Here is an 18,065-nt window from a genome sequence, read left to right on the forward strand (position 1 = left end):
CCCGGCGGCCTACACCGGGCCGAGGTCGCCGACCCGTACGGTCTCCACCCAGGACGGGGGAGCGGGCGGGTTCTCCCCGATCAGCGCGGCGATCAGGCGGCAGGACGGCGTCTCGTCCGGCCACGGCGTGTACCCGTCGGTCAGCACGACCACGATGTTCGGCCGGTCGGGCATCGCCAGCGCCGCGCTGATTCCGACCCGCATGTCCGTGCCTCCGCCGCCGGCCAGGGTCACCTCGCCCGCGCTGCGCACCCGGGTCACGGCGTGCACGTCGGCGTCACAGGCGAGGACCGCCACCCGGTTGCCGCCGACACCCACCTCCCGCAGGACGCCGGTGACTTCGGCGAGCGCCGCCGCGAGGTCGTCCGGGCCCATCGAACCCGAGGTGTCGACGACGAGGGCCACCCGCGGCAGCGGCCTGCGCAGGCTGGGCAGCACCACCCGGCCGCCGAGGGCCGGCGTGCGGCGCGAGGGGCGGCGGTACGTGTAGTCCACCGCGCCGGCCGCCCAGGCGGCGGCCTCGCGGACCGCACCCGCCAGGGCCCGGCGCCAGTCGACGCAAGGCTCCAGAAGCTCCTCGGCCCACCGGGCCCAGCCCGCGGGGACCCGGCCCCGCGTGCGCTGGTGGGCGCGTACGGCCTGCGCGGTCTGCCGGCGCAGCGCCTCCGCCTCCACCCGGCCGACCCGGGCCGGACCGCCGCCCTCGCCCAGCTCCCAGGGCGTGGGCGTGCCGTGCGCGCCGGAACCGCAGTCCGGGCCGTGGGGCGTCGGGGGAATCCCCGGCAGGTAGGTCTCGAACAGTCCGCCCGTGGGCAGACCGTAGAGCCGCGGCTCCATCCGGCCCTCGGGCAGCACCAGCCCGTCGGCGAGCAGGTCGTCGTTGATCTCGCAGTCCTGGGCGATGTTGACCCGGACGTGGTCGCGTTGGTCGGCGGCCGGCAGGCGCTCGGCCCTGCCGTGGTGGTCGCGCAGCAGGTGCGCCACCTCATGGATCCACACTCCGGCCAGCTCGACGACCGGGGTGGCTTCGACGAAAGCGGGGGAGACGTAGCAGCGCCAGTGCCGGTCGACGCCCATGGTGCGCACCCCTGCCGAGGGGACCACCGTCAGCGCGTACAGCGCGGAGGCCAGGTACGGACGGGCCTCGGCCGCCTTGTAGCGGGCTGCCAGCAGCTTCGCGCGGTCGAGGCTTCGGTCCACGTTCAAGCTCCGGGCCTCAGCCGCTGCCCGGTAGCGAGCCGGACAGCTGCAGCAGCTCCACGAAGGCGTCGATGCCCGCGGGTACCGGCCAGTCGAGGTCGCGCATCGCGGCGAGGTCTGCGGCGGCGCGGGCGGCGACGTCGGGCACGCCCGCCTCCACGGCCTTGGCGAGGACCGCCCAGCCCGCCTCCCACCGGGGACGGGTGAGCTCGCTCTGCACGGCCGCGACCACGGCGATGAGGAAGGCCAGCTGCCGGTCACCGCGCTCGGGCAGCGCGAAGGCGTCCGGGTCGGCCAGCACCCGGTCCGGGTCGGGCAGGTCGAGGTGTTCGAGGTAGGAGAGCAGCTCGATCCCGGCGGCCTCGCCGACGGCCCCGGTGAGCGCGGCGGCCAGGGCCTCCCGGCCCGTCGAGGCCGCGTACCCGGTGGCCAGCAGCCGCAGTGCCATCTCCCAGGTACGGGGTGAGGGCCAGCCGCGCCCGCGCCCGGCGGCTTCGGCGGGCATGTGGTGGACCAGTCCCGGCCGGGCGGTCAGGAAGCCGGAGACGGCGCCGCGGGCGCGGGCGACCGACCCGGAGGTCCTGGCGGGATCGACGGTGGGGATCGCCACCTCGGGCCAGGTTCCGGCCATGCCGCGGGCCACGGTGCGCGGGTCGTGCGTCCAGTCGAGGTGGACGAAGCGGTTGGCGAGCGGCGGGCTGAGGTGCCAGCCGTCCGCGGCGCTGGCGGGCGGATTGGCCGCGGCCACGATCCGTACCGCCGCCGGGAGTTCGAGGCTGCCGACCCGGCGCTCCAGGACCACGCGCAGCAGGGCCGCCTGGACGGCGGGCGGGGCGGAGGACAGCTCGTCGAAGAACAGCAGCCCGTGCCCGGTGCGGGCCAGGCGTACCGCCCAGTCCGGCGGGGCCATGGGGACACCGGTGGTGGCGGGGTCGTCGCCGACGATGGGCAGCCCGGCGAAGTCGGACGGCTCGTGAACGCTGGCGATGACGGTCTCCAGCGGGACGCCGAGCGCGGTGGCGAGCTGCTCCATGCCGGCGGACTTGCCGATGCCCGGCTCACCCCAGAGCAGCACGGGCTGATTGGCCGTCACGGCCAGTGCCAGCGCCTCCAGCTGGGGGTTGGTCGCGGGCTCGGTACGGGTGGCGCTCAGCCGGGCGCCCAGGGCGTCGGCGGCGGCCAGCGCCCGGGCGGGCTGCGGCGGGGTGGCAGTCATGCGTCGTCGTCCTCTTAGCCTTCGTCCTCGTCGTCTTCTTCCCCGTCTCCGTCCTCGTCCTCCCAGTACTCCATGTGCTCGTCGAACCAGTCGGCGCCGATCCCGGGGAACTCCGTATCGACGCGGTCCCGGAGGAAGGCGAGGTCGGTGCGCTTGTAGCGGCGGATCTCCTGGGAGACCGACAGGTCCATCTCGTCCAGGACGTCGATCCGGGCGCCGGCCGCCAGCAGGGCCCTGACCAGGGACACCGAACCACCCCAGTGCACCGCGGACAGGAGCGGGGTGCGGTACGCCTTGTCCCGCGCCTCCAGGTCGAGACCGGCCGCCAGCAGACGCGGCAGCAGCACCTCGTGGTCGAGCAGGTGGAGCGCGTGCAGCAGCCCGCGATGGCGGGCGTCCCGGATCCGGGGATCCACCCCCGCGTCCAGCAGCGCCACGACACCGGGGGTGTCGCCGTGCTGGACGCGCAGGAAGAACGCGTGCCGCTGCGCCTGCAGGCCGCGCGGCAGCCGCCCCTCGCCCGTGGTCCAGGACTGCTGCACGGCGAAGCACCCCGAGACCGCACCGCCGAACGCCCGCATCGCGCGCTCCCGCTGCTGCTCCTCGGGGGTGTGCGGCACGTCGAGCACGCCGCCTCGCGAACGCACCTCGTGCCACCCGCCGCGACAGCGCACCCGTACCGGCCCGCCGTCCGTGTCGGGGCCGGGCGGGCCCACCACCGGGCCGCCGCCGGGGAACAGCGCGTCGGCCACCAGCGGGTGCAGCTCGCGGGGAGAGATCCGGCCGGTCCGTACCAGCTCGAGATCGGGCAGCCGCTGCCATGCGTACCGGGGCAGGGCCGGGAGGGGGGTCGCCTCGGCCTGTGGGACGATGCGGGCCCGGAGCGTGCCGGGACCGGTGTGCTCCAGTACGAGTGAGTGGGGCCAGGCCGCCGGGAGGCGGTACCGGTCGCCCGATCCGGCCGCCACGAGCCGCGTCACCTCCGGCGCGATCCGCGTGAGGTCGGCGGGCAGCCGCGCGAGGAGGGCCTCCGGGTCCACCGGGCCCTGGTAGGGCCGGGCCGCAGGGACCGTCAGGTCACACGTGATGCCCGCAGCCGCGTACGCGCCGACCGTGTCCCCGGCGGCCCGCAGCTGTGCGATCCGCTCCCCGAGGCCCTCCGGGTCGGCGAAGCGCGCGCCGAGCTCGCAGGCGTGGCGGGCGTCCCAGAACGGCCGGACGGCGGCCCAGTGCTCCGGAACGAAGCCGCGTCCCGTGTACTTGTTCCGCTCGATGACGACCGGCGCGCAGTGCAGGCGCAGCCGCTGCGGGCCCTCGGTCATGACGGGCGTGGTGACGGACAGGGCCGGCCCTCCGGGGCCGCCGTAGGAGGCGAGCACGATCCGCAGGTCGGGGGCGATGGTGGTGCGGCCGCCCAGGAGTCGGGGCAGGTGCCAGCGCAGCAGGTCGGGGGCGAGGTGTCGCAGGTCCTCCGCCACGGCCTCGGCCACGCCGGCGCCGTACCGGGCTTCGAGCTCGGGCAGCTCGAAAACGACGTCCACCGCGGCGGCCGCGCAGGCCGCACGCCAGTCACCGGCCAGCCGGTGCGCGGTCGCCTGCTCGATCATCCAGCCGGGCACCGCGTAACGGCGGATCCGCTGCCATGCCGGGCCGTCCTCCTGCCGGAAACCGCCGGGCAGTTCGGCAATCGCCAGGCTCACCGGTACACGCTGCCGATGGCGCGCACGTCCGGGTGGGCCGCCCGGGCGGGGCGGAGCCGCTCGGCGAACAAGCGCTTCACCCGGCGGGGGAGTCCGGGGCCCAGGCCGACGTACTCCAGAGGCGTGTCGTGGGGCACCGCGGCCAGCAGCCCCTTCGCGCCGCGCCCGGTCAGGCCGGTGTGGCGCAGCTCCAGCCGGCGCAGGGGGCTGCCGGGGAGGGCGGCGGCCAGGGCGTACGCCCCTTCGTCGCCGGAGTGGTTGCCGGGCGCTCCGAGGCTGCGCTCGGACATGGTCCGGCCGAGGTCGAGGGCTTCGATGCCCGTGAGGGAGGCGGCCAGTGCCCGCGCTCCGGCAGAACCGATGCCGTTGCCGCCGAGCCCGAGGCGCACCGGATGGGCGCAGGCATCCGCGGCGCGGGCGAGGGCCGCGGCGCCTTCGTCGCCGAGGTGGTTGGCCGGGACATACAGCTCGCGTACCCCGGCCTCCCGGATCAGGGCGGCAAGCAGCGGGGCGGCGTCGGGGCCGAGGCCGTTGCCGCCGAGGAAGAGCCGTTCCAGGGGTTGCTCGCGCTTCAGGAGGGCGTCGAGCAGGAGGCGTACGCCGTCGGTGCCGATCCCGGTGTTGACCAGGTCGAGCGTGCGCAGGGCGGTGTTGCGGCGCAACAGCGCGGCGAGGGTGCGGGCGCCGTCCTCGAAGAGCGGGTTGCGCTTGAGCCAGAGGGCGCGGACGGTGGTGTCGTCGGCGAGCGCGCCGGCCAGGGAACCCACCCCGTCGGGGCCGATCCGGTTGCAGCCGAGGTAGAGGGTCTGCAGCCCGTGGCGGTCTGCGGTGAGGGCCTCGGCCAGGGTGGCGGCGCCCTTGTCGCCGATGGCGTTGGTGCCCAGGAGCAGGTGGGTGGCGTGCGCGGATGCGGCCGCGGCCGGCAGCAGCCGGGCGGCCCCGGCCGGGCCGAGCCCCTGCTTGCAGAGGTCGACGCGGCCGTCAGCGCGGAGGGTGCCGAGCGGGAAGACCTCGTCGGCCTCGACGGGGCGGTCCGCGGCGAGCCGGGCGAGCAGCGGCTCCAGACCGGCCGGGTCGGCCGGCGGCAGGTCGGGGTGCTCGATCGCGGGGCACCGCACGGGTGTCGGCTGTGTCATCACCACTCCACCGGTTTCCTTCGCCGGTGCCCGGCGTCCATCACGACTTGAAGAAGACGAGTACTGCAGAACTGCGGAAGTAGACGCAAGACCGGTCGGATTCGAACCGACGTCCTCCAGCTCGATGCGTGGGCGCGACGACCTCTGCGCTACGGCCTTGCTGTCGGCGATCATACCCACCGGGCGGCCGAAAATCGATCACCAGTTCTGGGGTGGTGCTGCCGGTGCCGCCGCAGGCGGGCGGAGCCCCGAACCGGACGCGCCAGCGGTGGAGTTGAGCCAGTCCTGACGGCCGCGGCCGGTGCGCCTGGTGGGGCTGACGGGTGCTATGTAATGTCACATCGCATGATGCTCTTACGTCGCGCGGCATCGGCCGCCGCCCTCCTCGTCACCGTCCTCCCCGTGACGATCGCCTCCCCGGCCCACGCCGCCGCCACCGCGACCGGCTGCCGCCCCCCGGTGCCGGCGCCGCTCGACGCCGAACAGTCCCGGCTCGCGGACGCCCGTACCACCGCCCTGGTCGAGCGCGGCGGCCTCGCCGACTTCGTACGGCGGTTCCCCGCCGCCCTGTGCACGACACGCAACCCCGCCGAAGCCGGACGGCTCCTGGACGCCTGGGGCGAGTCCCTCTGGCAGGCCTCCGTACGGCGCGCCCAGGGACAGCGCCCAGGCGGCGACCTCGCCACCGGGGACGACCGGCCGCTGTACTGGGCGCGGCTCGCCATGACCGCCGCACTCGCCCGCTGGCAGCCGGAGTTCCCCGTCGACCGGGCCGCGCTCCGCGCCCGCCTCGAGGATGCCTCCCGCGGCCTCACCGGCAACGCCTTCCGGACGGCCCCCGGCGTACGCAGGATCTTCATCAGCGGGTTCGACCCCTTCGGGCTCGACGCCGAGATACGCCGCGCCAACCCGTCCGGATCGGCCGCCCTCCAGCTCAACGGGCGGCGCGTGACCCTCGCCGACGGCAGCCCGGCCGAGATCCGCGCCGTCGTCCTGCCCGTCCGGTACGCCGACTTCGACGCCGGCATGGTCGAGCGGGCGTTCGCCCCGCACCTCACCGCGGGCCCCGCCGCGGCCGACATCATCACCACCGTCAGCCAGGGCTATCCCGGCATCTTCACCCTGGAGGACTGGGCCGGCCGGGCACGGTCCGCCGACCCCTACCCCGACAACGCGCGCGCCCTCTCCGGCGGCACCCGCGAGCACCCCGTAACGGCCCCCGGCCTCGGCCCGGGCCCGGAGTTCATCCGCACCACGCTGCCCGCCGACGCGGTGACCGCCGCCGTGCAGAGCCCCTACCCGGTCCTCCTCAACAGCGACGTCACCGAGATCCCGGCCGGCGGCACGGCTCCCGTCGACCGGACCGACGGCCCGACGCCGGGCTCGCGCGCCGTGGCGGGCGGCGGGGGCGGCTACCTGTCGAACGAGGTCGCCTACCGCTCCAACCGGCTGCGCGCCGAACTGGCCCCGCACCTGCCCGGCGGCCACCTCCACACTCCGGTGCTCACCGGCCTGCCGGCCGACCCCCAGTCGCTGACCGGCCCCGAGTTCGAGCGGAACGAAAGCGCGATCACCGTGGAGGTCCGCGCGGTCCTCCAACACGCCGCCGTACGACGCCAGGGGGTGTCCGGCGGATAGGGGCCGGACACGCCCCAGCCCCGCCCCGCCTGCGGTGCGTCACCCCGCCATGCGGCAGGATGGCAGCCCGTTCCGGATGCGTACACACGCCCGAACGCGGCTTACTGCACGACGAACTGACAGGTGACAAGGTGACGACACACCTCATACGACGGCCGGCGGCGCCCGCCGCCGCACCCACGGGCCGACGCCGCGCAGCCGAGGGGGTCCGTTGAACCGGGACCTCGTCCTGCACGACTGGCTCGTCGCGGGTATCGCCCTGGCGGCGGGCGCCGCGGCCGGACTGCTGCTGCGCACCCTCCTGCGGTGGCTGGGCCGGCACGCCGAACGGACCCGCTGGCGCGGCGACGACATCATCGTCGACGCGCTGCGCACCATCGCCCCCGGCGCCGCGCTGATCGCGGGCGCCGCGGTGGCGGCCACGACCCTGCCGCTCACCGCACGCGTCTCGGGCTTCGTGAACCAGTCCCTGACCGCGCTGCTCATCCTCATCGCCACGCTCAGTACGGCGCGGGTCGTCGCCGGCCTCGTCCAGTCGATGGCGGGCACGCGTACCGGGGTGGCCGCTTCGGCGTCCATCTTCGTCAACATCACGCGCATCGTGGTCCTCGTGATGGGCGTGCTCGTCGCCCTGGAGACCCTCGGCGTGTCCATCGCACCCCTGGTCACCGCCCTCGGCGTGGGTGGTCTGGCGGTGGCGCTGGCACTCCAGGACACCCTCGCCAACCTCTTCGCCGGCGTGCACATCCTCGCCTCGAAGACCGTGCAGCCCGGTGACTACATCCGGCTCACCAGCGGCGAGGAGGGCTACGTCGTCGACATCAACTGGCGCAACACCGTGGTGCGCAACCTGTCGAACAACCTGGTCATCATCCCCAACGCCCGTCTCGCACGCACCAACATGACCAACTACACCCAGCCGGAACAGCAGTTCTCGATCCTGGTCCAGGTGGGAGTGGGCTACGAGAGCGACCTGGAGCACGTCGAGCGGGTGACCCTCGAGGTCGTCGACGGCGTGATGGCCGACATCAACGGCGCGGTCCCCGACCACGAAGGGGCCGTCCGCTTCCACACGTTCGCGGACTCCCGCATCAACTTCACCGTGATCCTGGGCGTGGGCGAGTTCAGTGACCAGTACCGGATCAAGCACGAGTTCATCAAGCGCCTGCACCGGCGCTTCCGCGCCGAGGGCATCTCGATCCCGGTGCCGACGCACACGATCGCCCTCCAACGCGAGGACCTCCCGTCGCCGCCCTCGCCCGCCTCCGTCCCCCACCAGCGCGGATCGTCACCGTCGATCCTCACGGACAGCCCCTGACGCCGGTCAGTCCCGGTACACGAGGACGAAGTCCCCGTAGGGGTGCGAGCCGTGCCGGTCCGCCGTCTCGTCGAGGGCCCGGCGAAGGGCGCGCAGATGGTCTGACGTGAGCTGCAGCGGCGGTTCGTCCGGCTGGTGCGTGGTGCCGCGTGGGTAGTCCTCGCCCGCCCTGGTGGTCATCTCGATGTGGCAGCCGAGCACATGGCGGATCGGCCGGCCGGCGCAGAACTCCAGCAGCCGGTCGACCGTGGCCGAGTAGGCCGCCCGGTCCTCGACGTAGAGCCGGCCCGGATAGAGGGAGTCGCCGGTCAGCAGGATGCCCGTGTGGCGGTCGTGGAAGACCACCGCGGCTCGCTGGTGGCCGGGGCCCGGGATCAGGTCGAGGATCCGGCCGCCCAGGTCCAGCGCGCCGGTGCGGTGCGGCCAGTCGACGAGGCCGAAAGCGGCCGTGACGGCGTCCAGCCCGGGCCCCACGACCGTGGTGCGGGGCCGGTCCGTGAACTGCCGGTCCGCCGCGACATGGTCGCCGTGACCGTGCGTGTGGGCGACCAGCAGCGAGTACGCGGGCCTCGGATGGCGCTCCAGCCAGTCCGCGACGAGCCGGTCGACCGTTTCCCGCAGGGGGAAGTGGGTCGGGTCGGCGGACGCGCCCGTGTCGATGAGCAGGGCCCGGTCATTGCCGAAGAGGAGGAAGAGGAACGGGGCCTCGTAGTGCACGGATTTGTTCTGGCGCAGGATCACCGTGTGCTCGGAGTAGGCGTGGACCTGGATCTCGGGAGCAGGGTCGTGCTTCGGAGAGGGCCAGCCCGCGTGCCAGACGACATCAAGACTGCCTGCGACCGGGGCGCCCCGGAGAAAGTCGATCACCCGTCCAACCTACTCGCGTCGCCGCACGCCCGGGAACGGCCCGTCGCACAGGCCCGCCCACGTCCCCCGCCCGGGTCGCGCCCGCTCATCGAGGTCGCGCGCACCCTGCTCGACGAGCGCCCCGAGACCCTGGAGGAGGCCGCCGACCTCTGGACCGACCATCCCGGCCCGCAGAGAGCTCCTCGGCAGTGGCACCCCGCTGCTCCGGCTCACCCGAAGCCCCCGGGTCACCTCACGGGTCGTGAGCCCCCATATCGCCGGTCGCTCGGCCGGCGGAAAGTCCGTGGACCCCCCCGCGGAATCCGAGCGCTCTTTCGATGGCGAGCTGGGCCCCGCGCCATGGCCGCCGCGCATCAGATCGCCTACGGAGTGGACCCGCTCCGCCGTTCCCTCACGCTCCGGTCGCCGCTGCGCCGTTCACAGGAAGTGGCGCAGCGGCTGGATCGAGAGTTCCCGGGCGCGTTGCAGCACGGAGCGGCGGCGCCAGCGTCCCGGGGCGATGCGCGTGCTGGCCCGGAGGTCCTGGTCGTAGTGCTCGTCCAGGGTGCGGGTGACGGCCGGGTCCATGACGGCCAGCATGACCTCCTCGTCGTGGTCCAAGGAGCGGCGGTTGAAGTTCGAGGAGCCGATGAGGGAGACCACCCCGTCCATCGTCATGATCTTGGCGTGCATCATCGTCGGCTGGTACTGGTGGATACGCACCCCGGCGGCGGTGAGCGCCTCGTAGTGGTGCTGGCCCGCCAGTTGGCACACGCGCTTGTCGGTGTGCGGGCCGGGCAGCAGGATCTCGACGGTGACGCCGCGGCGTGCGGTGGCGGACAGCAGCTCGACGAAGTAGTCGTCGGGGGCGAAGTACGCGGTCGCCAGGCGCACGCGTTCCTCCGCCGATTCCAGGACGACGCGCATCAGCGTCTGCATGTCCTGCCACCCGAAGGCGGCCGAGCCGCGCACCACCTGGACGACGGCGGAGCCGGCCGGCTCGTGGCTCACGAAACGGTCGCGGGCGTCGAAGAGTTCGGGATGGCACTCCGCCCAGTTCTGGGCGAACGCCGCGGCGATCCCGTCGACGGCCGGCCCGCGGACCTCGGCGTGCGTGTCACGCCACTCGTGCGGGTTGCGGGCGTCGCCGCACCACTCCTCGGCTATGCCGACACCGCCCGTGAAGGCGGTCCGCTCGTCGACCACGAGAACCTTGCGGTGGCAGCGGTGGTTCTGCTTGAGGGGGGAGAGGAAGACGGGTCTGCGGAACCACGCGACGTCCACCCCGGCCGTGCTCATCCGGTCCAGCAGGTCCTGTTCGATCAGGCGGCTGCCGAAGCCGTCCAGCAGCAGCCGCACGCGCACGCCGTGGCGGGCCCGCTCGGCCAGCGCCTCGGCGAACCGGCGGGCGATGTCGCCCTTCCAGTAGACGAAGGTCATCATGTCGACGGTGTGCCGGGCGCAGGAGATGGCGTCGAGCATCGACGCGAAGATCTCGTCACCGTTGCGCAGCGGCCGTACGGAGTTCCCCTCGGTCGCCGCGATGCCGATGAGGCGTTCGAGGCGGCGCCGGATGCGGTGGATGCGCTCATCGGCCCGGTCGGTGGCGTCGGCCGGGTCGGTGGCGTCGACCGGGGTGGCTCCGGTGTCGGTGGTGGTCATGACGTGGCTCCTCGGGCGGGGGTGGACGGGGCAGGTGCGGGCGCGCCGGCGCCGGACTCCCAGGGGGGAGGCGCTTGCTGCTCGGTCCAGGCGGCCAGGGCCTCGCCGTCGACGCGGACTATCCCGCAGGTGTCGGCGTACTCGGCGGCGGGCGCGGTGAAGGAGCTGGTCGTCACGATGACCGCGACGTCGGCCTCGTGGACCACGAAGCAGGTACCGCCGAAGCGCTGGAGGTCCTGTGAGCCGACCCGGTTGTCCTCGGCGTAGTGCTTGCACTGGAGCACGACGCGTCGCCCGTCCGCCGTCGTCGCGAGGACGTCGGCGCCCAGGTCGCCCGCGCCGCCGACCACCTCCACCGAGGTGCAGCCGTCGCGTGCGCACAGGGCGGCCACCGCGTGCTCGAAGCCGTCGGCGTCGACCGCGGCGTGATCGAGGGCGTCAGCCCCGACGTCGGGGAGGTCCACGGGCGCCTCCGCGTACCCCATGGGCGGCGGGGCGGTGGACCGGCGCCGGACGGGCGCGAAGCTCCACTTCGCCAGGAGCCCGCCCAGCAGCAGTACGGCCAGGGCGGCGACCGGGGTCACCGGAAGACTGGTCCCGTCCGCCGGGGCGGCCTTCAGGAAGGCGGCCACGCCTGCGACGGCGGTGCCGAGCAGGCCGAGCGCGAGCACCGAGTCGCGACCCAGGCCGCGACGCCCCACACCGGGGCGCCCCGCGGATCCGACGCCGCGCACGTCCGCCGACGCGTCCTCCTCGGGTGTGGTCATACGAGTTCCCCCTCTCGCCCCGGCACACCGCGGTCCCCGCCCCGACCGGTGTCGGGGCGGGGACCGCGGCGGACGCCGAAGTCTGTTCGACGCCCGTATGGCCGAAATTCCAGGTCTCAAACCGGTAGGGCCCCGAACCCGGGCGGGCCTGGAACCGGGGGTACCTCAAACCGGTCGGGGATCCTCCTGAGGGCCGGCCGCGCCATCGACCGGGACGACGACCTCGATGCGTTTGCCGCCGTGCGCCGCAGGGGCGATCGTCACGCTCCGCGTCAGGCGGTGTATCAGCGGCCACCCGAAGCCGCCCCGGCCCCTCGCCGCCCCGGCGGGACGGGACGGCGGGGACGGGGGAGCGGTGCTGGTGGCATCGGTGACGGCGATCCTCAGGCCGGCACCGCCCGCGCACAGGGAGGCGTCGAAGCCGAGCAGCCCGCCACCGTGCCGGATGGCGTTGGTGACCAGCTCGGAGGTGACCAGCAGTGCGTCGGTGAGGACCGCCTCCCCGGCGGCGGTGCCCACCCTCACGGTTCCGGACGACTCCAGGAGGGTCCGTACGCGGTGGCGTGCCTGCATGGCTGTGCGCGGTCCGCCCGCGCCCGTCCTGGTGTCGCTCACGTCGGTGTGGTGCAGCACCGTTCACCTCCTCAGGGAACGCCGTTCAGCCCTCTCGGGGCGGGACGATCATGACCGTGCCCTCGGCCACGCTGGGCGCGGTGGCGAAGGCCAGTTCGGCACCGGTGAGCTCCAGCAGCCGGGCCAGGCGGCTCGGCACGGTCCCCGCCAGGACCACCGGCCGGTCCATCGCGGGCTGCAGCATGACGCTGAGCGCGGTCGAGTCGACGAAGGTCACCCCGGCCACGTCCAGGACGAACCGGGCCACACCGGGCGCTGCGGGATCCATTGCGGTCCGCAGATCGGCGACGTTGTCCATGTCGAATTCACCCGCCATCACCACGATGCGCACGTCCCCGTCGGAGCGGGTTTCGACGCGACTGCGTGCCTCGGCGTTGTGCGTGTCCATGCTGCTCACGTCCGTCTTCCCCACATTTCCGTTCGCATTCCCGAACCTTTCCGCCCCGTCACCGGCCCGGCCACCGGCCTCACCGTGTGCGGGGGAGCTTGACCACGGTGACGAAGAAGTCGTCGATCTGCTGGATCGCCCGGATGAACTGGTCGAGGTCCACCGGCTTCGTCACATAGGCGTTGGCGTGCAGCTTGTAGCTGCGCAGGATGTCCTCCTCGGCGGCCGAGGTGGTGAGCACGACCACGGGGATGTGGCTCAGCTCCGGATCCGTCTTGATCCGTTCGAGGACCTGCCGTCCGTCGTACTTGGGAAGGTTCAGGTCGAGCAGGATCAGATCGGGGCGCGGGGCGTCGGCGTGCTCGCCACGGCGGTACAGGAAGTCCAGGGCCTCCAGGCCGTCCCGCACGACGTGCAGCACGTTCCCGATCTTGTTGTCCTCGAAGGCCTCACGGGTCATCAGCTCGTCACCCGCGTCGTCCTCGACCAGCAGGACTTCGGCGGGGGCGGCCTGGGGCCGGTCTGCGGGAGTGCTCATCGGAGGGTTCCTTCGGTGGGTACGGGGGCGGGCGGCTCGGCGCCGGCACCGGCACCGGGCTCCGCGGTCGAGGCCGCGCCGGGGGCGGCGGGGCCGGGGTCGGTGTCGGTGGTGGCATCGGCGACCGGCAGGGTGAAGACGATCCGGGTGCCTTCTCGGTGGTCCGTGTCGATCCAGATGCGCCCGCCCGCATGCTCGACGATCTTCTTGCAGAGCGAGAGGCCGATGCCGGTGCCGCCGTAGGACTCCCGGCCGTGCAGCCGCTGGAAGATGACGAAGACCTTCTCCGCGAACTCGGCCGGCACACCGATGCCGTTGTCGGTGACGGTGAAGGTGTGGAAGCCCGGCTCGGCCTCCGGGTCGTCGGCCACGGCCACCTCGACGCGCGGAGCACGGTCGGGCGAGCGGAACTTGACGGCGTTGCCCACCAGGTTCTGCCACAGCATCGTCAGGAGCGTGGGGTCGCCCACCACGTCCGGGAGCTGCTCGGGCCGGGTGATCTCCGCGCCGCTCTCCTCCACGGCGGCGGCCAGGTTGCGCACCGCCCGGTCCAGGGGGCCGTCCATCGCGACCGTCTCGCGCGCGTCCTGGACCCGGCCCACCCGGGAGAAGGTCAGCAGGTCGTTGATGAGCACCTGCATCCGCTTGGCGCCGTCGACGGCGAAGCCGATGTACTGGGCGCCGCGCTCGTCGAGCTGGTCCCCGTACCGCTTCTCCAGCAGCTGGCAGAAGGAGGCGACCTTGCGCAGGGGCTCTTGGAGGTCGTGCGAGGCCACGTACGCGAACTGTTCCAGCTCGGCATTGGAACGGCGCAACTCCATGGCCTGCGCGTCGAGCTCGGCGGCCGTGCGGTCGAGCCGCTCGGCATTGCGCCGCGAAGCGTTCAGCTCGTCCACGGTCCGGTGCCGCATGGCCTCCACCGACCGGGCCAGGGCCCGCAGGTCGGAGGGGCCGCGCAGGGGGATCTCCTCCTCGAAGGCCCCGTCCGCGACGCGCTGGGAGGCGGTCCGCACCAGGGCGAGCGGCCGCAGCACGCCCACGTGGAGCAGCACGACAAGGGCGGACCCGGCGAGCAGGAAGGCCACGACGATCGCCAGCAGGATGCGGTCACGCTGCGTGCGTGCTTCGCCGAAGGTGGTGCGGGCGTCCGCCTGGATGCGGTCCAGATGCGCCTGCTGGGCGGCGATCCGTCGGCGGACCTCGTCGAAGCGGTCCTTGCCGTCCTGGAGGGACGGCGGGGCGGTGCCGTTCTCCACGGAGGCGATGGCGGGGGCCGCGAACTGCTCGCGCCAGGTCCGGGCGGCCTCCTGCACGGCCGCCAGGTCCTCACGCACGCCGTCGTCGTCGAGGACCGCCGCCAGGCGTCGGCCGGTCGCGGTCTCGTCGGCCAGCCCGCGTTCGTACGGCTCCAGCAGCGCCGGCTCGTCGGCCAGCAGGTAGCCACGGACCCCGGTCTCCTGGTCCAGCAGGGCCGTCTCCAGCCGCAGGGCGTCCCGCTGGGCGGGCAGGATCCCGTCGACGAGCCGGTTCCCGGCCGTGGTGGTGTGGGACAGGAGGGCGGCGCCGAGCGCGCCCGTGCCGACGACCATGAGGGCGAGGGCGGCCAGCACGGTGGTCAGCCAGACCCGCAGGCTCGGCCCGTTGCGGTCCTGGGCCCGTCCGCGGGGCTTTCGGGGAGGCTGTGCGGGGGAGATCACGTGGGGGAGTCCCATTCGAGGTGGAGGACGGCGACGTCGTCGGCCAGGCCGCCCCAGTCCGCGGCGAGGCCCTGCGCCGCCTGGATGAGGGTGTCGACGAACGGTTCCGCGGGCAGGTCGGCGTGCTTGCGGGCGATTTCCAGCAGGCCCGCTTCGTCGAGACGGTCGGAGCCGGGGCCGATGCGCCCCTCGATCAGGCCGTCCGTGAAGAGCATCACGGCGCCGCCCGCCTCCACGGCCACTTCGGTGACGGGCCAGCCGGCGCCCCAGCCGGGCAGGATGCCCAGCGCGGGCCCTCCCGGAACGGTGCGCAGCTCCACACCGGCCGCGGAACGGACCAGGAAACCGGGGTGGCCCGCGCGCTGTACGGAGACGGCGCGGGTGCCGGCGGGACGGGTGAGGGAGACGAGGGTGGCGAAGATCTCGGGTCCGGAGCGCTCCGCCAGCAGGATCTGCTCCAGGAGCCCGAGCAGTTCGGCGCCGCGGGCGCCGGCCATGACGAAGGACCGCCAGGCCACGCGCAGGCACACGCCGAGCGCCGCCTCGCTGGGGCCGTGGCCGGACACGTCGCCGACGACGGCGTGCGTGGCCCCGTCGGGGGTCTGGACGACGTCGTAGAAGTCCCCGCCGAGCAGCGTCTGGGCGCGCCCAGGGTGGTAGCGGGCGCATACGGTGACCGCGTGCGCGGCGTCGTCGAGCAGCAGCGGCGTGGGAAGCAGGCCGCGTTCGAGGCGCGCGTTCTCCTCGGCGCGCAGTTTGCCCGCCTGGAGGGCGACGGCCGCCAGCTCGGTGCGCTTGCGCTGGATCGCGTATCGGATGGCCCGCATGAAGACGTCGGCCTCGAGGCGCCCCTTGACCAGGTAGTCCTGGGCGCCGGCCGCGACGGCGGTCAGTCCCGCCTGCTCCTCCGACAGGCCCGTCAGGACGACGACGGCGGCCTCGGCGGACACGGCGAGGACCTTCTCCAGCCCGTCCAGGCCCTGGGCGTCGGGCAGGTGCAGGTCCAGCAGGACGCACTCGGGGGCCTCGGCCTCCAGCAGGTGCAGGGCGTCGGCGAGGGAGCGGGCCCGGCCGAGGCGGACCTCGATCCCGCTGTCCTCCACGAGCTCCTGTACGAGCACGGCGTCGCCCTCGTCGTCCTCGATGAGCAGGACGTACGGCGGTACGCCGTTCCACAGCACCAGCGAGTCGTCCGGCGTCTCAGAGGACGCCTGCCGGGGCCGGACCACCGGCGGCTGCGGCGTGCGGGCGGCCGGGCGTGGGGCCCCGACCCCGGGAATGCTCGCCATGGCGTCGCGTCTGTCCCTTCTCATCTCGGACGGCGGACGCCCGACGGACGCGTGGTTGCGTCGGACAAGCCTAGAGTGATCATTTGCCGGTAGGCAATATTTTACGAACTCAATGATTCTGTCATCCTGCGGACGGACCGGGAAACCGCCCCCCGGACCTGCGGCCGCGCCCGGCTGTCAGGCGCTGTCGGGGACAGGGGCCGGGGCCGGCGCGTCGGAGGGGCCGGCGTCCACGGGCGGGGGCGGTCGGTCGACCGGGCCGTCGGCCGGGTACGGGCCGGCGGAGGCCTCGCGGAACGCCTCCAGGCCCGCCACCAGCGCCTGCACCGCCTCGGGCGCCATCCGCCCGAGCACCGCCGAAATCTCGCGCACCCGGATCGCCCGCCGCTCGTCCAGCAGTGCCCGCCCCTGCGGCGTGAGCCGCACCTCCACCTCGCGGCGCCGGGACGGATGCGGCGAGCGGGTCAGCAGCCCCATGGCCTCCAGCCGGTCGCAGAGCCGGGTGACCGACGGCGGACGGGAGCCGAGCACGTCGCCCAGGGTGCGCAGGTTGCCGCCCTCGGCGCCCTCCACGGCGAGCAGCGCCCGCAGCTGCGACGGCGAGACGGCCGGTTCCACACCGTCCTGGCCCCTGGCGTGCAGTACCGCGAGGAGGTCCGCCGCGGCGGCGAGGGCCGCGGCCGGATCCTCGTACGCGCCGGAACGGCCGGGACGGGGCATGCCACCACTGTGCCACCGTCCGGGGCGATCGGCCCCGGCCGCCCCTGTCGCCCGGCCGCGCTGTCGCCCCTACCGCTCGTCGCCGCCGGGCTTCGTACCGGGCCGGCCGTGCCAGTCGAGGCAGACGACCATCGCGTCGTCGACGGCGTCCACGCCGCCCCGGTACCCCGGCAGCTCCTCCAGCAGCGCCCGCGGCACCTGCGAGGGCGGCAGCAGCCGCGTGTTCATGACGGCCCGGGTCAGGGCGTGCAGGCCGTACGGCTCGCCGGCGGGGGAGAGGACGTCGTAGACGCCGTCGCTCAGGAAGAACAGCCGGTCCCCGGGCAGCACCCGGAAGTGCTGGGAGGTGTAGACGGTGTCCTCGAACATGCCGAGCGGCAGCTGAGCCTCCAGCCCGACCCGCTCCACGGTGCTCCCGCGCAGCCGCCAGATCCGGGGCGACCCGGCATCGACGACCTCGACCCCGCCGGTCTCCAGGTCGAAGCGGAGCAGAAGCATCGCCAGGTGCAGCCGCCCCTGGTACTGCCCGTAGAGGGCCTGGTCCGCCAGGGCCGCCTGATCGGCGAGGTCGAGGCCGGCCCGCCGGGCGTTGCGCAGGGCACTGACGGCGAGGCTCGTCAGCAGCGCCGCGTCGATGCCCTCACCCATGCCGTTGTTGACCGTCAGCGTCAGGTGGTCGGCGGAGGCCGACCAGTCGAAGCTGTCGCCGAAGATGGCGTACGCGGGCTCCAGTTGTGCCCCGAGGTCGTACTCGGGCCGCGAGCACGAGCGCCCCGGCAGCAGCTGCCACTGCATCTCGGCGGCCAGGGTGAGCCTCTTGGCCCGGCGCGCCTGCAGGAAGTAATCGGTGTCGCGGTCGGCGACCAGGATCTCGTGGGCCAGTGCGTCGGCCACGTCCTGCAGCGGGCCGAGGAGCCCGCCGACCGCCGCGTCGGCCGGGTAGCGGACGCTCAGGACCCCGAGCCGGTCGCCGCGCACGGTCACCGGCAGGTGCACGGTGATCCCGTCCACCCCGGGGACCACGTGCGGTTCCTGGGCGCCGAACGCCCGGCCCTCGGCACTGTTGTACGCCGACACGGAATCGGCGGTGAACGGCTGCGCCGTGACGGGCCGGAGCCGGGCCGAGGCGTAGTCCGCCATCAGCAAGTCGGCGCCGGCCGCCCCGTGGTCGCTGGCCAGGATGCCCCGGACCTCCTCGAACAGCGCGTGCGGGGCGGCGCCGCGCAGCACGCGCTCGAGGCCTCCGCCGCTCCCGACACCCTCGCCGCTTACGCCTTCAGTCACCGGACCCGTACCTGTCTCTCTCGCTACTGCAAA

16 protein-coding genes and 1 pseudogene are annotated in these 18,065 nt (G+C 73.9%); 2 read left to right on the forward strand and 15 right to left on the reverse strand.

The features are described from left to right. Window positions 1-9: 9 nt before the first annotated feature. The 5 genes and pseudogenes from AB0F82_RS16350 to AB0F82_RS16370 all read right to left on the reverse strand — a co-directional run bounded on the left by AB0F82_RS16350 (window position 10) and on the right by AB0F82_RS16370 (window position 5,411). On the reverse strand, window positions 10-1,200 hold the full coding sequence (locus AB0F82_RS16350; protein WP_362627847.1) for a vWA domain-containing protein: 1,191 nt from the start codon (window positions 1,198-1,200) through the stop codon (window positions 10-12). Between the two features lie 16 nt (window positions 1,201-1,216). Next, window positions 1,217-2,416 (reverse strand): AAA family ATPase, encoded by a 1,200-nt coding sequence (locus AB0F82_RS16355; protein ID WP_362627851.1) that lies wholly within the window; start codon window positions 2,414-2,416, stop codon window positions 1,217-1,219. 14 nt (window positions 2,417-2,430) lie between these two features. Beyond that, on the reverse strand, window positions 2,431-4,116 hold the full coding sequence (locus AB0F82_RS16360) for an ankyrin repeat domain-containing protein (RefSeq protein WP_362627853.1): 1,686 nt from the start codon (window positions 4,114-4,116) through the stop codon (window positions 2,431-2,433). Next, window positions 4,113-5,252 (reverse strand): gala protein, encoded by a 1,140-nt coding sequence (locus tag AB0F82_RS16365; protein ID WP_362627855.1) that lies wholly within the window; start codon window positions 5,250-5,252, stop codon window positions 4,113-4,115. Before AB0F82_RS16365 ends, AB0F82_RS16360 begins: the two co-directional genes overlap by 4 nt. An 86-nt stretch (window positions 5,253-5,338) precedes the next feature. Continuing rightward, window positions 5,339-5,411, reverse strand: a pseudogene (locus tag AB0F82_RS16370). A gap of 186 nt (window positions 5,412-5,597) precedes the next feature. On the opposite strand from AB0F82_RS16370, the gene AB0F82_RS16375 reads away from it, so the two are divergent. Beyond that, a complete protein-coding gene (locus AB0F82_RS16375) occupies window positions 5,598-6,890 on the forward strand; it encodes a pyroglutamyl peptidase (RefSeq protein ID WP_362627857.1) in 1,293 nt (430 codons plus the stop codon). A gap of 211 nt (window positions 6,891-7,101) precedes the next feature. Continuing rightward, complete coding sequence (locus AB0F82_RS16380) at window positions 7,102-8,208, forward strand: mechanosensitive ion channel family protein (protein ID WP_362627859.1); 1,107 nt, start codon at window positions 7,102-7,104, stop codon at window positions 8,206-8,208. A gap of 6 nt (window positions 8,209-8,214) precedes the next feature. On the opposite strand, the gene AB0F82_RS16385 is transcribed toward AB0F82_RS16380, so the two are convergent. From AB0F82_RS16385 to AB0F82_RS16430, 10 genes are all read right to left on the reverse strand, one after another. Beyond that, window positions 8,215-9,075, reverse strand: coding sequence for an MBL fold metallo-hydrolase (locus AB0F82_RS16385; RefSeq protein ID WP_362627860.1), 861 nt, complete (start codon window positions 9,073-9,075; stop codon window positions 8,215-8,217). 417 nt (window positions 9,076-9,492) lie between these two features. Further along, window positions 9,493-10,716, reverse strand: coding sequence for a phospholipase D-like domain-containing protein (locus AB0F82_RS16390; protein ID WP_362627862.1), 1,224 nt, complete (start codon window positions 10,714-10,716; stop codon window positions 9,493-9,495). Beyond that, window positions 10,713-11,483 carry a restriction endonuclease gene (locus AB0F82_RS16395; RefSeq protein ID WP_362627864.1) on the reverse strand — a complete coding sequence of 257 codons (771 nt, stop codon included), beginning with the start codon at window positions 11,481-11,483 and terminating at the stop codon, window positions 10,713-10,715. The genes AB0F82_RS16390 and AB0F82_RS16395 overlap by 4 nt, the downstream gene beginning before the upstream one ends. Before the next feature lie 165 nt (window positions 11,484-11,648). Continuing rightward, a complete protein-coding gene (locus AB0F82_RS16400) occupies window positions 11,649-12,116 on the reverse strand; it encodes an ATP-binding protein (protein WP_362627867.1) in 468 nt (155 codons plus the stop codon). A 25-nt stretch (window positions 12,117-12,141) separates the two neighbouring features. Then, the gene (locus AB0F82_RS16405; protein WP_362628328.1) at window positions 12,142-12,504 is read right to left on the reverse strand and encodes an STAS domain-containing protein; all 363 of its coding nucleotides are present in this window, start codon (window positions 12,502-12,504) and stop codon (window positions 12,142-12,144) included. 79 nt (window positions 12,505-12,583) lie between these two features. Continuing rightward, the gene (locus tag AB0F82_RS16410; protein WP_362627870.1) at window positions 12,584-13,042 is read right to left on the reverse strand and encodes a response regulator; all 459 of its coding nucleotides are present in this window, start codon (window positions 13,040-13,042) and stop codon (window positions 12,584-12,586) included. Beyond that, on the reverse strand, window positions 13,039-14,631 hold the full coding sequence (locus tag AB0F82_RS16415) for a sensor histidine kinase (protein ID WP_436842102.1): 1,593 nt from the start codon (window positions 14,629-14,631) through the stop codon (window positions 13,039-13,041). The genes AB0F82_RS16410 and AB0F82_RS16415 overlap by 4 nt, the downstream gene beginning before the upstream one ends. 104 nt (window positions 14,632-14,735) lie before the next feature. Continuing rightward, complete coding sequence (locus tag AB0F82_RS16420) at window positions 14,736-16,028, reverse strand: PP2C family protein-serine/threonine phosphatase (RefSeq protein WP_362627876.1); 1,293 nt, start codon at window positions 16,026-16,028, stop codon at window positions 14,736-14,738. A 177-nt stretch (window positions 16,029-16,205) separates the two neighbouring features. After that, window positions 16,206-16,748 carry a MarR family winged helix-turn-helix transcriptional regulator gene (locus tag AB0F82_RS16425; RefSeq protein ID WP_362627878.1) on the reverse strand — a complete coding sequence of 181 codons (543 nt, stop codon included), beginning with the start codon at window positions 16,746-16,748 and terminating at the stop codon, window positions 16,206-16,208. Window positions 16,749-16,817: 69 nt separating this feature from the next. Beyond that, the gene (locus AB0F82_RS16430) at window positions 16,818-18,032 is read right to left on the reverse strand and encodes a PP2C family protein-serine/threonine phosphatase (RefSeq protein WP_362627880.1); all 1,215 of its coding nucleotides are present in this window, start codon (window positions 18,030-18,032) and stop codon (window positions 16,818-16,820) included. Between the last annotated feature and the right edge of the window lie 33 nt (window positions 18,033-18,065).

It is taken from the genome of Streptomyces virginiae, assembly GCF_040638905.1.
GTDB classification, from domain to species: domain Bacteria; phylum Actinomycetota; class Actinomycetes; order Streptomycetales; family Streptomycetaceae; genus Streptomyces; species Streptomyces virginiae_B.

Bases quoted from the DNA above. Each gene is read 5' to 3' on its own strand.
- AB0F82_RS16375 (WP_362627857.1), top strand. From the start codon at position 5,598: ATGATGCTCTTACGTCGCGCGGCATCGGCCGCCGCCCTCCTCGTCACC.
- AB0F82_RS16415 (WP_436842102.1), bottom strand. From the start codon at position 14,631: ATGGTCGTCGGCACGGGCGCGCTCGGCGCCGCCCTCCTGTCCCACACC.
- AB0F82_RS16420 (WP_362627876.1), bottom strand. From the start codon at position 16,028: ATGGCGAGCATTCCCGGGGTCGGGGCCCCACGCCCGGCCGCCCGCACG.
- AB0F82_RS16390 (WP_362627862.1), bottom strand. From the start codon at position 10,716: ATGACCACCACCGACACCGGAGCCACCCCGGTCGACGCCACCGACCCG.
- AB0F82_RS16395 (WP_362627864.1), bottom strand. From the start codon at position 11,483: ATGACCACACCCGAGGAGGACGCGTCGGCGGACGTGCGCGGCGTCGGA.
- AB0F82_RS16355 (WP_362627851.1), bottom strand. From the start codon at position 2,416: ATGACTGCCACCCCGCCGCAGCCCGCCCGGGCGCTGGCCGCCGCCGAC.
- AB0F82_RS16365 (WP_362627855.1), bottom strand. From the start codon at position 5,252: ATGACACAGCCGACACCCGTGCGGTGCCCCGCGATCGAGCACCCCGAC.
- AB0F82_RS16425 (WP_362627878.1), bottom strand. From the start codon at position 16,748: ATGCCCCGTCCCGGCCGTTCCGGCGCGTACGAGGATCCGGCCGCGGCC.
- AB0F82_RS16410 (WP_362627870.1), bottom strand. From the start codon at position 13,042: ATGAGCACTCCCGCAGACCGGCCCCAGGCCGCCCCCGCCGAAGTCCTG.
- AB0F82_RS16405 (WP_362628328.1), bottom strand. From the start codon at position 12,504: ATGGACACGCACAACGCCGAGGCACGCAGTCGCGTCGAAACCCGCTCC.